An 11,672-nucleotide genomic window follows, 5' to 3' on the forward strand; every position below is an offset into this window, starting at 1 on the left:
TGTTTGTTGGCGGCCGAACGAGCGAGTCAGGACGCGATGATCTTCGCGGCGTACTCCCGTGCCCAGCGGTCGGCCGCGAGGACGTCGTCCAGGGTATCCGGTTCGGCGTGCCAGCGGTCGGCGGCCTCTACCGCGCGGGTGACGGTGCGCACAATCATGGGGAAGGTGATCTCGCCGTCGAGGAAGGCTTGGACGGCGACCTCGTTGGCGGCGTTGTAGACCGCGGTGACGCTGCCGCCCGCTTCACCTGCCTGCCGGGCCAGGCGGACGGCGGGGAAGACCTCGTCGTCGACCGGCTCGAAGGTCCAGGTGGACGCGGTGCCGAAATCGCAGGCGGCGGCCGCACCGGGGATGCGGTCGGGCCAGCCGAGCGCCAGGGCGATCGGGAGTTTCATGTCAGGGGGGCTGGCCTGGGCGAGGGTCGAGCCGTCGGTGAAGGTGACCATCGAGTGGACGATCGACTGGGGGTGGACGGTGACGTCGATGCGGTCGTAGGGCACACCGAACAGCAGATGGGTCTCGATCAGTTCCAGTCCCTTGTTGACCAGCGAGGCCGAGTTCAGGGTGTTCATCGGGCCCATCGACCAGGTCGGGTGGGTTTTGGCTTCGGCGGGGTTCACGGATTCGAGCATCTCGGTGGTCCAGCCGCGGAACGGCCCGCCCGACGCGGTGAGGACGAGGCGATCCACCTCCTCGGCGCGACCGCCACGCAGGCACTGGGCCAGTGCGGAATGCTCGGAATCGACGGGCACGATCTGACCGGGTGCGGCCGCGCGCGTCACCAGGGAACCACCCGCCACCAGGGATTCCTTGTTCGCGAGCGCGAGGCGCGTGCCCGCGTGCAGAGTGGCCAGCGTTGGTTCCAGACCCAGCGAACCGACCAGCGCGTTGAGCACCACATCGGCCTCCGTGCGGCGGACCAGCTCGGTGGCCGCGTCGGGTCCGCCGAGTTCGAGATCGAGCGCCTCGGCGGCGGCGGGGTCGGCGACGGCGACATTGCGGGTGCCGGTCGCCGCCATCTGCTCGGCGAGCAGGGCGGGATTGCCGCCCCGCGCCGCCAGGCCGACCACCTCGAAGCGGTCGGGGTTGGCGGCGATCACCTCGAGCGCCTGGGTACCGATCGAACCGGTACTGCCGAGAAGCAGCACCTTCACCCGATCGGTGGACGGGGAACTGTCGTGCGTGGCACGCGTTGCGGGGTGGGACACGGGCCCATTGTGGCAGGGCTGCTGGCTACGACGGACGGTCGTATGCCACGATATGCTCACTCGCCCAACCAGAACTCGAGCCCTTAGGAGCGATCGTGGCAGCCACGGACCTCGATAAAGCCAGCACCGAGCGTGCCGTCGCCACCAGCGTCGACCCCGCCGAGGTGCCCTCGGCAGCATGGGGCTGGAGCGGTGAGTCGCGCAAGACCTTCCGCATCGCGGGTTGGGTCGTCGTCGTGGCTCTGCTCGGGATGACCATCGGCAACCACCAGGGTCACGTCGAGGACATCTTCCTCATCAGCCTGGCCGGTCTGATGGCGCTCATCATGATCGTCGATTCGCTCACCCAGCGGATGCCGAAGTAGCGCTTCGACTACCACAACGTCCACGCCTGCGGCAATCACTGTGCGCCGCAGGCGTTTTCGTGTATCAGCGGCCGCGCCGGGCCGGTTTGCGACCGCGCGCGACCGGCTTCTTCGGCGCCGGTTTCCTGGCCGCGGGTTTCTTCGCCGCGGGCTTGCGAGCGGGCGCCGCGGTGCGCTGTTCCGGTTCCGCCACGCCGCCGCGCGAGCTGTTGGCCGAGCGGCCGCGCACGATGCCGACGAACTCCTCGAGCAGTTCGGTGTCGGTCCCGGTCGGCCAGGCCAGCGCGATCTCGGTGAACTCGGTGTCGCTGATCGGGCGGTAGACCAGGTCGCGGCGGTGGTGCAGGCGAGCGATCGACTGCGGCATGATCGCCGCGCCGCCGACCGCGGCGACCAGTGCGAGGGTATCGACGGCCTGATCGAGATCGGCTGCCTCCTGGACCGTTTCGGCGGCCAGATCCGCGGGGCTGATCGAGTCGAGCAGCGACAGCGCGTCGTCCTTCTGCACGACCACGACCGGTGTCTCCTGCCACAGCGGGATCGCGTTCGTCGCGGTCCGATCGATGGGCAGCCGCACGAAGCACACGTCGACGCGGCCCTCGCGCAACGCCGACTCCTGCTCACCCTGCGCGACGCCGACGACCTCGAGTGGATGGTCCGGCAGTCGATCGCCCCAGATCCGCGCCCACTTCGACACCGTCACCCCCGGCACGAAACCCACCCGCAGGCTCGCGGGGGCGTCGGGCTTCTGCTCCCGCTCGGCTTGCTCCTGCGCCCTGATCAGGTCTCTGGCGCGCACGAGCAGGGCGTTGCCGTCGTCGGTGAGCTGGGTGGGCGAGGCGCCCGGTACGAAGACACGGGTGCCGAGCTCGGCCTCCAACTCGATCACCGTGGCGCTCAGTGCCTGCCGTGGAATCCGCAAGGCCTTGGCGGCGCGCGCGAAGTGCAGCTCCTCGGCGACAGCGACGAAACGGCGCAACCGGTCGAGGTCGATGGTGTCGGCGGCGGTGACGTCGAAGTCGCTCATTCTGACCAGAATATGGCACCCGCCGATCAGCCCGGTGCTCCGATCACAGGTTTGCCAGCAGCGCGATCACTCCGGCGATCACGATGACCACGACCACCAGGACCACGTAGGTGCCGAGTGCCGATCCCCAGCCGCCGCTCTGCGGTGGCGGATTCGGGATCCGGGCCGGCTGCTGCCAGTACTGCGGCTGTGGCGCGTACTGCGGCTGTGGCTGCGGCATCCGCGGTGGCATCGGCGGCGCCGGGTTGTACGGCGGGATCGGCGTGCCCGTCGAGCTCACCGGGCGCATGGGCGACATGCCGACGAACGGCTGAGCGTGCGCACCCGAGGTCGGCCGGGCGAGCGGGCTGGCACCGGTGGTTCCGGTGCGGACCGCTCGCTGCGCGGCTTCCACGAACTCCTCGCACGAGGTGAACCGGTCGGCGGGTCGCTTGGCCAGCGCGCGGGCCATGACGGCGTCGAGCACCGGCGGCAGGCCGGCGCGACGCGGACTCACCGGCGGCGGGGGCGACTGCAGGTGTCCGGTGATGACGGCGGCGGGGCTGGTCGATTCGTAGGGCGCGCTGCCGGTCAGCAGTGTGTACAGCGTGCACGCGAGCGAGTACTGGTCCGCGCGGTGGTCCAGTGCCGCGCCGGTGAGCTGCTCGGGCGCGGCGTAGGCGAGCGTGGCGGTGAACGAACCGGTCTCGGTCAGGTGGCCCGAGTCGTCGCGTAGCCGCGCGATCCCGAAGTCGGTGAGGTACACCCGCTTCTGGCTGCTGGAACGCGCCAGCAGGATGTTGGCGGGCTTCACATCACGGTGCAGCACACCCGCGCGATGCGCGTAGTCGAGCGCGGCGGCGGTCTCACCGATGATCTGCAGCGCCCGGTCCGGCGGCAAGCTGTGCGGATCCAGCGAGGAGGCATCGATCCCGTCGATGTACTGCATGCTGATCCACAGCTGATCGCCCTCGACCCCGCGGTCGAACACGGTCACGATATTGGGATGATCGAGCTGGGCGACCAGATCGGCTTCCCGTTCGAACCTGGCCCGGATCTCCTTGTCGGAGAACAGTTCCCGATTCAGCAGTTTCAGCGCGGTCCACCGGGGCAGCCGCGGATGCCTGGCCAGATACACCGACCCCATACCGCCCTGCCCGAGCTGCCGGTCGATCGTGTATCCGGCGAACACCGTCCCGTCAGAAATCACTCTGACCCCCGAATCTCGCTCAACGTCCGACGGCCTGGACCCTACCAAAACGCCGCTCGCGGCGTTGCGGGCATCGGTGTGTGGGTGAACTCAGCCCAGCGGAAAGCTCGCGACGTCGGCGATCAGGATCGGCATATTCGCCTCCACCGTGAAGCCCGGGTGTGGACTGCTGCCGGAACCGCGGTAGAACACCAGCACCCAGCGGGCGCGGGCCGGTTCGGAAAACGTGGAAACTATGGCGGAGCCGGAATACCGGCCATCGGTCGATTGCTCCCTGCGATCGTCGGTGCGGGTACCGGTCGATGCCTGGCCCCAGTCCTTCGTTTCCTGGCGGAAGCGGGCGACGACAGCAGTGGCGGCCTCGGCCGTGGGGTAGGTGTAGAACACGTAGTGGGTATCGACGACCAGCTCATCCGAGCAACTCCGTCTCGCCTGAAAACCGTCGAATGTCTTCATCCACGGATCGTCGTACCCCTGCGGCTTCAACGATGCCGAGCACTGTCGGTGGTATCCGCGCCCGTCCGCATAGCCCGCGGGAACCATCTGCGGGAAGGCTTCATGCAAGGCATCCAGGTCCTTGTGCCCTCGTGATCGCTGCAAGATGTCGGCGACCGGGGACGTCTCGTCCTGCCACACCCAATACCCCCCGCCGAGCACCGATGCCAGCACGACAAGCAGGACGATCGGTGTCCGGCTGTCCCGCCGCACCGGCATCGGGCGACCTGGGTACGACGGCGCGGGGGCGGCGTATGAGGGCTGCGCGTACCCCGAATACGGTTGGGGCACAGCACTCGGACCGCCAGGGTGGTGATTCGGGTCCGGGAACTGCGGCATCGACCGCGCGGCGAACACCGTTGGCTGCGCGCCGGTTTCGCTCAGCGCCCTTCGCGCCGCGGCAGCGAATTCCGCGCAGGAGTCGAAGCGGTCGACGGCACGTTTGGCCATCGCCCGGGCCAGCACAGCGTCGAGAGCTGCGGGAAGATCTGATCGGCGGGCGCGCAGCGACGGTGGCGGCGAGTGCAGGTGCCCCTGAATGACCAGCACCGGATTGGTCGCGTCGAACGGGGCGACGCCGGTCAGCAACGAATACAGGGTGCACGCCAGGGCGTACTGGTCGACGCGGTGGTCGAGGTGGGCGCCGGTGAGTTGTTCCGGGGCGGCGTAGGCGAGGGTGGCGGTGAACGAGCCGGTCTGGGTGAGGTGGTGGACGTCGTCGCGGGGGCGGGCGATGCCGAAGTCGGTGAGCAGGACGCGTTCTTTGCCGTCGATGTCGGCGAGCAGGATGTTGGCGGGCTTCACGTCGCGATGCAGGACGCCGTTGCGGTGTGCGTGGTCGAGCGCGGCCGCCGTGGCCTCGACGATGCGCAGGGCACGGTCGGCGGGGACGGGGTGTTCGATGGTCGCCGCGTCGACGCCGTCGACGAACTGCATGCTGATCCAGAGGCGGCCGTCATCGGCGCCGCGGTCGTATACCGTGACGATGTTGGGATGCTCGAGTTGCGCCGCGAGGTCGGCCTCGCGTTCGAATCTGGCACGAATCTCGGTGTCGGCGAACAACTCCGGGTTCAGTAGTTTGAGCGCGGTGTGCCGCGGCAAGCGCGGATGCCTGGCCAGATACACCGACCCCATCCCGCCACGCCCCAGCTGACGCTCGATCGCGTACCCGGCGAAGACATCACCTCTCGACAGCATGGTCTCCCCCGTTGTCCGATCGAATCGGTCCCCAGCCGACTCCGGATGCCGGCCGCGACCAACCTAACGCCTACAGACGACGACGGCGCAGACGGCCCGCATCGGCGGACACGGCGGAGCGGACACACCAAGGCCGGGCGTGCGGCGCAGAGCCAGGATGAACCGCCGCGTTCGCAACACCGCGGTCAGTCCTCGACGCGCACGCCCATCGACCGCGCGGTGCCTGCCACGATGCGCATCGCCGCCGCCACATCGGTGGTGTTCAGGTCGGGAAGCTTTCGAATAGCGATGCGGCGCAATTGTTCCCGGCTGAGCGCGCCGACCGATTTGTGGCCGGGCTGTGGGGAGCCCTGCTGGCCGAGGGCTGTGCGGATCAGGGATGGCGTGGGTGGGGTCTTGAGACGCATGGTCCAGCGTTTGCGGGCGTCGATCGTGATGACCGCGGGGATGATCTCGCCGCGTTTGTCTGCCGTGGCGGCGTCGTATCGCCGTTTGACCTCGAAGGGCGCGACGCCGGTGGGGCCGAGCATCTTGCCGAGAACCATCAGCGAGGCGTTGCCGGCTTCGAGCTCGAGAGTGACTGTGACAGAGGCTGTTTCGCGCGCCATAGTCAACGCTCTCGGACGCGCGCGTCGATCCGGTCCCGCGACGATAACGCCTGGGCCGCAACCCGCTCGAGCGGTTCGGTTCGCCTGATCCCGGTTCGCCTGTCAGTCTGTGGGCGTGAAACGTGACGTTTCCGCTCGCCTGGAGGTCGCGGTCCATGCCGATTCGATGCTGCAGTGTCAGATCGCTGTCGCCCGCGGGCCCGGCCTCGACCTGATCGAGTCCATGACGTGCTCGCTCGACGGCGAGTTCCTCACGCCGCGCGAAGTGATCGGCTCGCACGGTTCCCGAATCCACGTGCTCGACGTGCGCGCGGGCACCCTCCGGATCGATTACCAGGCGACCGTCCTCGGCACCGCTTTTCTCGAACCACCGTCGGACTACGACCTCGCGCTGTACCGGCGACCGAGCCGCTACGCGGAGTCGGACAAGCTACTCGGCTTCGCGGCGGCCGAATTCGGCTACGGCATAGCCGATCCCGAGGTAGCCAACCGCGTCTCGTCGTGGATCGGCCGACGGATCACCTACGTCTCCGGCAGCAGCACGCCCATCGACGGCGCGGTGGAGACGCTGCTGTCGGGCACCGGTGTCTGCCGCGACTTCTCGCACCTGATGGTCGCGTTGCTGCGCGCGGTCGGCGTCCCCGCCCGGGTCGCCGCGGTCTACGCACCGGGCTGCGTGCCGATGGACTTCCACGCCGTCTGCGAGGCCTACATCGACGGCCGATGGCGCACCTACGACCCGACCGGCCTCGCGCCACGCTCGAGCCTGGTACGCATCGCCACCGGCCGCGACGCCTCCGATATCGCCTTCCTGGACAACCTCGGCGGCGACATCACCCTGAACTTCATGTCGGTCAACGCTTTCGTGGCGGGTCCACTCCCCTACGACGACTTCATCGCACCGGTCAGCATCGTCTGAGGCCACACAGCATTCATCAGGTGCACACCTGGCGGAGGTACACCTGAAGGGCGCCAACGCGCAGCGTTCATGAGGTGCGCACGGCCGCAGCGAAGGCGGAGGTACGCCTATCGCGAAATTGGGATCGACCGGGACCCGAATACGTTCCGCCGAGGTTAACCCCACGGCGGTCCCGGGAGCCGGGTTCAGCAGGACCGATTAATACGCGGACCAGCGGATGGCCCACGAGGTCTGCCACCGCACCACGAACCTGTTCGTAGCTCTCGACGTAGCCAGCGGATCTGTGATGAGCGAACACGGTCCACACCGTCATCGCCAACATCGCCCAGCCCGATCGAGCACAGCCAGCATTACTACTGAATCACTAACCTTCTAGGTTAGACTTCCAATAATGATTGAGCCGGAGATGGAAGACCCAGGGTATAGGCAGCCCGGTATCCGCCCGGAGCTGGCGCGCCTACCGCTGCGCACGCTCACCGCCCAGCACGTAACCGATATCTACCAGCATCCCCATCAACAGCTGGCGAAACTCGCGGCTCGCGGGCTTCTGCATCGTGCCGTCTACGGCTACTACATCGTCGTACCCCAAGACCGCGTCGACCAGCCCTGGCAGCCCGAACTCGAGGCCGTCGCCGCCGGCATCGCCACGGCGGTGTTCGGTCCCGAACGCGCAATCCTCATGGGTGTCAGCGCCGCCCGGGTCCTCGGCGCAATCCCCCGCGCCCTCGCGGTCGCCGTCGTGGCAGTCCCCAAACAGCGCGCCGCCCTGCAACTCATGGACCGGGACGCCACCGTCCGCTTCGTCACCCGTGACACCGACCGCCTCGATGCCGAACTCATCCGCACAGAACTAGGCCCAACCCTCGCCACCACACCCGAACAGACCGTCCTCGACCTCGCCCACCGACCAGGTCTCGGCGACGCCGACACCGAAATACCAACAGCAATCCGCACTCTCTACCGCCTCTGCGACCCCGACCGACTAACCGAGCTCGCCACCGAACAACGCCTGCGTGCCGCACTTGACCGCGCCGAGGCCATCGTGGAGAACCGGTGACACTCGACCCCGACGAACGCGCAGCGACCGCCACCGAATTCGGAGTTGCGGACGCCCAAGTCGAACGCGACTACCTGATCTCACTCATACTCGGCCATCTGAGCAGCACACATGCCGAATCCCCCATCTTCTTCGGCGGTACCGCACTAGCTCGCACCCACCTGCCGAACGGCCGCCTCAGCGAAGACATCGACCTCATCGCCATTACTCCTCGTTCCCGCCTGGCCGCCGAACTCACGCGCACTTTGCCGCGCTCTGTACAGCGCCAATTCGGCCGACTGGAGTGGGAAACCAGCCTCAGCGCCGTCATCGATACCGAACCGGCCCGGTTGATCACCCGGGACGGCAGAATCGGCCTCAAGATCCAACTACTCTCCAGGACCGGCACAACCCGATGGCCCACGGAACCGCGCCGGCTAACCCAGCGCTACCGCAACGCCCCACCCGCGACCCTGTGCGTCCCCACCCGCCCCGCCTTCGCCACCGCGAAAGCCGTCGCCTGGTACGACCGCGCCGCCCCAAGAGACCTCTGGGATCTCTGGGCCCTCGCCACCATCAACGCTATCGACCATGAGGCCGCCACCCTCTTTCAACGACTCGGCCCCACCAACAAACCCCCACAACCCCGGCAATTCGCCACCGCCCCCAGCGAAGCTCAATGGCATGCACAACTCGCAGGCCAAACCCGACTCGAAGTGACTGCCGCTCACGCACTCTGCCTCGTTCGCGACGCCTGGACGAGCGCCGCACCACCACCGGACCGACAGCGCCCGATGCCGAACTGACCGACCGGCCACGATTTGTGATGAGATCTCGCGATGGAGCCTGACGAACTGGGAGTTCAGCTGGGAACTGTGGATGCGAACGTATTGCGCAAGTGGGGTTCTGCCTGGTTCGACCTTATCCTGCTGGGCAGGCTCTGAAAACTTCGATCGGTATCGAGCCCGATCTGCCGACCGGCGGCGTCCTAGGGAGAGGTTTCACCTTTGGCTGGCACATGGCCTCCGACAACTTGATTCAGAGCTTCATACCCAGCCGCTGTCGCCGCCCATCAGCCCTCGGCGGCCAATTGCCCACAGGCGGCAGCGATCTCCTGGCCGCGGGTATCACGCACCGTGCACGACACACCTTGGGCGATGACGCGCCGAACGAACTCGCGCTCAACGGGTTTCGGGCTCGCATCCCACTCGCTGCCCGGGGTCGGGTTGAGCGGGATCAGGTTCACGTGGACGAGCGGGCCCAGGGCCTTGTGTAGTTTCTTGCCGAGCATGTCCGCACGCCACGGCTGGTCATTGATGTCACGGATGAGCGCGTACTCGATCGACACCCGGCGACCGGACTTGTCAGCGTAATAGCGTGCGGCGTCGAGCACTTCAGCGATTGACCAGCGGTTGTTCACCGGTACCAAGGTGTCGCGCAACTCGTCGTCGGGCGTGTGCAACGACACCGCCAGACGCACCGACATGTCCTCGTCGGCCAGCTTGCGGATCGCGGGCGCGAGGCCGACGGTCGACACCGTCACCGAGCGCTGCGAGATACCGAGCCCGTCGGGCGCGGGCGAGGTGATCCGGCGAACCGCGTTCACCACCCGCTTGTAGTTCGCGAGGGGCTCGCCCATGCCCCCTGATTTACAAATGCTCTGACCAGCCGCATCCCTGCTCAACAGCCTTCGCGCACGGTAGGCTTGTGCGAACGGCCGACTGACAAGACGAGGAGCGGGCAATGCCAGACAGGAAGTACAGCAAGCCTGTCGTGGTCCCGGAGAATCTGGTGTTCCTCAAGGGCCCTACCAGCGGGATCGTGAACCTTCCCAGTCACCTCGATTGGTCGGGTAACGCCCACTACGACCTAGACCGGCCAGGTCGAATCGTCGATCTCTACCGCGCGGTTATCAACGAGGCCATGAGTCCGAGCGATCTTCATACCTACCTCAATCAAGCGGTGCTCAAACAACTTTGGTCATACATCTGGCTGCCCGCGGCAACCAGGCGCGTCTGGGAAGTCAGCTTCCCTGAACTTGCTGAACTCAGCCGCCTGGCGTCGGCGTAGAACGCGTGGAACCGCGCCACCGTCGACTCACGGAAATTGCTCTGTCCGTCGCGGGTGATCACGGATTCGCGTTGGCCGGCGGCTACGCGATCCGAGCCCATGGCATGGGCAACCGGCCGAGCGGCGACGTCGACCTCTTCACCGATTGGCATCGCAGAGCCGACTTCCCTGGTGCCGTCAAAGCCGTAGTCGCCGCTCTCGAAGAACATGGATATGTCGTCACTACCGCGATGACCGGCGAAACCTTCGCCCGCCTGCTGGTTCATTCCGCGAAAGAACCCAACCTAGAACCCGACAAACTCGAGATGTCGGCCGACTGGCGAGCCCACCCTCCGGTTCTGCTCGACGTCGGGCCAGTCCTTCACCCCGATGACGCCGTCGCCAACAAAATGTGTGCACTGTTCGGGCGGGCGCTACCCCGCGACTTCCTCGACATCGACGCCGCGATCACCAGCGGCCGATACGACCACAACCGGCTGCTCGACTTAGCCAAGAACGCCGACAGCGGTTTCGACGACCACCTCTTCGCAGACGCACTCGGCGCACTCACCCAGATTACCGACGACGCCTTCGCCGAGTACGACGTGCCATCAGAATTCACCACTGCCATGCGCCGCCGATTCACAATCTGGCGACAGGAGCTTCAAAATCCATGATTTCATCAGGTAACGCACTTCGATCAACCTTGGAGTCCCGTGACAGGAAACGAATCCAAGCTGGCCACCCAACGCACGATGATGTTCATGCGTACCTCCGCAGCGCGGTCCTGGCACTGTATCGGGACGAGCGAGAACTCATCGAATCCACTGTTCACGAGCAAACTCTTGCATTCCGGATTGGTCTACGCCTCGCCAATTCAGTGGAACGTCCGGATAACAGGCTGCGCGTAGATACGGAGTACAACCGCCAGGGCACACGATCAAAAACGATCCGCAATAGCGGCCCGATCGGAGAAAGACCCGATCTAGTGATCCATGTCCGCGGTAATGACGAGTCAAATCTGCTCGCAGTGGAAATCAAGAAATCCGCTAAAAATATAAAGGACGATCTCCAGAAATTGCGCCAGCTACACTCCGACCAATTTAACTACCACGACACCGTGCTACTGATTCTCGACGACGCACCTCGGTGGCAATGGATTAGAAGTGATCCGGGGCTGACTGATATCCCGTTCGAGTAGAAGCGATTACAATGAGCGTGAGCCCAGGGCCCCAAACTGGAGACAGCAATGCATCGGCGGCGAGCTTGACGCAGGCGACCGGTCGTTGACCTGGGACCAAGGAACGGAAATGGCACGCCACCAACACATTACGGCGATGACGGGAATGTCGATCTACTTCGCGCACCCGCATCGTCCCTGGGAACGCGGGTCGAACGAGAACCGTAACCGTGGCATTCGTCGGTATCTGTCCAAGGGAACCGAGATCACCACTCACCAGCCCTACCTCGACGCGATCGCTGACGAGATCAACGAAATCCCGATGAGGCTGTTGGACTGGCGGACGCCCCGCGAAGCGTATGAGGCGTTACTCGTTGCTTCCATGGATTGACACCGCCT

Annotated in this window: 12 protein-coding genes and 2 pseudogenes; 8 read left to right on the top strand and 6 right to left on the bottom strand. The window is 66.1% G+C overall.

Annotated features, from left to right (window positions below; translation table 11 throughout):
* Nucleotides 1-26: 26 nt before the first annotated feature.
* The gene (gene dxr, locus ACWZHB_RS19410) at nt 27-1,208 is read right to left on the bottom strand and encodes a 1-deoxy-D-xylulose-5-phosphate reductoisomerase (protein ID WP_427903280.1); all 1,182 of its coding nucleotides are present in this window, start codon (nt 1,206-1,208) and stop codon (nt 27-29) included.
* A gap of 95 nt (nt 1,209-1,303) precedes the next feature.
* Between dxr and ACWZHB_RS19415 the strand changes: the two genes are divergently transcribed.
* A complete protein-coding gene (locus ACWZHB_RS19415; RefSeq protein ID WP_427903281.1) occupies nt 1,304-1,573 on the top strand; it encodes a DUF2631 domain-containing protein in 270 nt (89 codons plus the stop codon).
* Between the two features lie 64 nt (nt 1,574-1,637).
* Here the strand turns inward: ACWZHB_RS19415 and ACWZHB_RS19420 are convergent, their stop codons facing one another.
* The 4 genes from ACWZHB_RS19420 to ACWZHB_RS19435 all read right to left on the bottom strand — a co-directional run bounded on the left by ACWZHB_RS19420 (nt 1,638) and on the right by ACWZHB_RS19435 (nt 6,089).
* Nucleotides 1,638-2,600, bottom strand: a complete 963-nt coding sequence (locus tag ACWZHB_RS19420) for a LysR family transcriptional regulator (RefSeq protein ID WP_427903282.1) — start codon at nt 2,598-2,600, stop codon at nt 1,638-1,640.
* Nucleotides 2,601-2,643: 43 nt separating this feature from the next.
* Nucleotides 2,644-3,789 (bottom strand): serine/threonine-protein kinase, encoded by a 1,146-nt coding sequence (locus ACWZHB_RS19425; protein ID WP_427903283.1) that lies wholly within the window; start codon nt 3,787-3,789, stop codon nt 2,644-2,646.
* A gap of 90 nt (nt 3,790-3,879) precedes the next feature.
* Entirely contained in the window at nt 3,880-5,481 is a 1,602-nt protein-coding gene (locus tag ACWZHB_RS19430; RefSeq protein WP_427903284.1) for a serine/threonine-protein kinase, read from the bottom strand.
* A 185-nt stretch (nt 5,482-5,666) separates the two neighbouring features.
* On the bottom strand, nt 5,667-6,089 hold the full coding sequence (locus ACWZHB_RS19435; RefSeq protein ID WP_427903285.1) for an uL11 family ribosomal protein: 423 nt from the start codon (nt 6,087-6,089) through the stop codon (nt 5,667-5,669).
* 115 nt (nt 6,090-6,204) lie between these two features.
* Between ACWZHB_RS19435 and ACWZHB_RS19440 the strand changes: the two genes are divergently transcribed.
* From ACWZHB_RS19440 to ACWZHB_RS19450, 3 genes are all read left to right on the top strand, one after another.
* Complete coding sequence (locus ACWZHB_RS19440; protein WP_427903286.1) at nt 6,205-7,008, top strand: transglutaminase-like domain-containing protein; 804 nt, start codon at nt 6,205-6,207, stop codon at nt 7,006-7,008.
* Between the two features lie 391 nt (nt 7,009-7,399).
* Nucleotides 7,400-8,065, top strand: coding sequence for a type IV toxin-antitoxin system AbiEi family antitoxin domain-containing protein (locus tag ACWZHB_RS19445; RefSeq protein WP_427903287.1), 666 nt, complete (start codon nt 7,400-7,402; stop codon nt 8,063-8,065).
* Entirely contained in the window at nt 8,062-8,850 is a 789-nt protein-coding gene (locus tag ACWZHB_RS19450; RefSeq protein ID WP_427903288.1) for a nucleotidyl transferase AbiEii/AbiGii toxin family protein, read from the top strand. Before ACWZHB_RS19445 ends, ACWZHB_RS19450 begins: the two co-directional genes overlap by 4 nt.
* A 266-nt stretch (nt 8,851-9,116) precedes the next feature.
* Here the strand turns inward: ACWZHB_RS19450 and ACWZHB_RS19455 are convergent.
* Nucleotides 9,117-9,686: pseudogene (locus ACWZHB_RS19455) on the bottom strand (radical SAM protein); the annotation flags it as partial.
* Between the two features lie 101 nt (nt 9,687-9,787).
* Between ACWZHB_RS19455 and ACWZHB_RS19460 the strand changes: the two are divergent.
* From ACWZHB_RS19460 to ACWZHB_RS19475, 4 genes and pseudogenes are all read left to right on the top strand, one after another.
* Nucleotides 9,788-10,114: a hypothetical protein gene (locus tag ACWZHB_RS19460; protein ID WP_427903289.1), complete on the top strand. Its 327-nt coding sequence runs from the start codon at nt 9,788-9,790 to the stop codon at nt 10,112-10,114.
* 104 nt (nt 10,115-10,218) lie between these two features.
* On the top strand, nt 10,219-10,770 hold the full coding sequence (locus ACWZHB_RS19465) for a nucleotidyl transferase AbiEii/AbiGii toxin family protein (RefSeq protein ID WP_427909227.1): 552 nt from the start codon (nt 10,219-10,221) through the stop codon (nt 10,768-10,770).
* On the top strand, nt 10,767-11,294 hold the full coding sequence (locus tag ACWZHB_RS19470; protein ID WP_427903290.1) for a hypothetical protein: 528 nt from the start codon (nt 10,767-10,769) through the stop codon (nt 11,292-11,294). Before ACWZHB_RS19465 ends, ACWZHB_RS19470 begins: the two co-directional genes overlap by 4 nt.
* Nucleotides 11,295-11,373: 79 nt before the next feature.
* Nucleotides 11,374-11,664 (top strand): annotated as a pseudogene (locus ACWZHB_RS19475) (IS30 family transposase); the annotation flags it as partial.
* Nucleotides 11,665-11,672: the final 8 nt, after the last annotated feature.

The sequence above is a fragment of the Nocardia sp. FBN12 genome, from assembly GCF_054031145.1.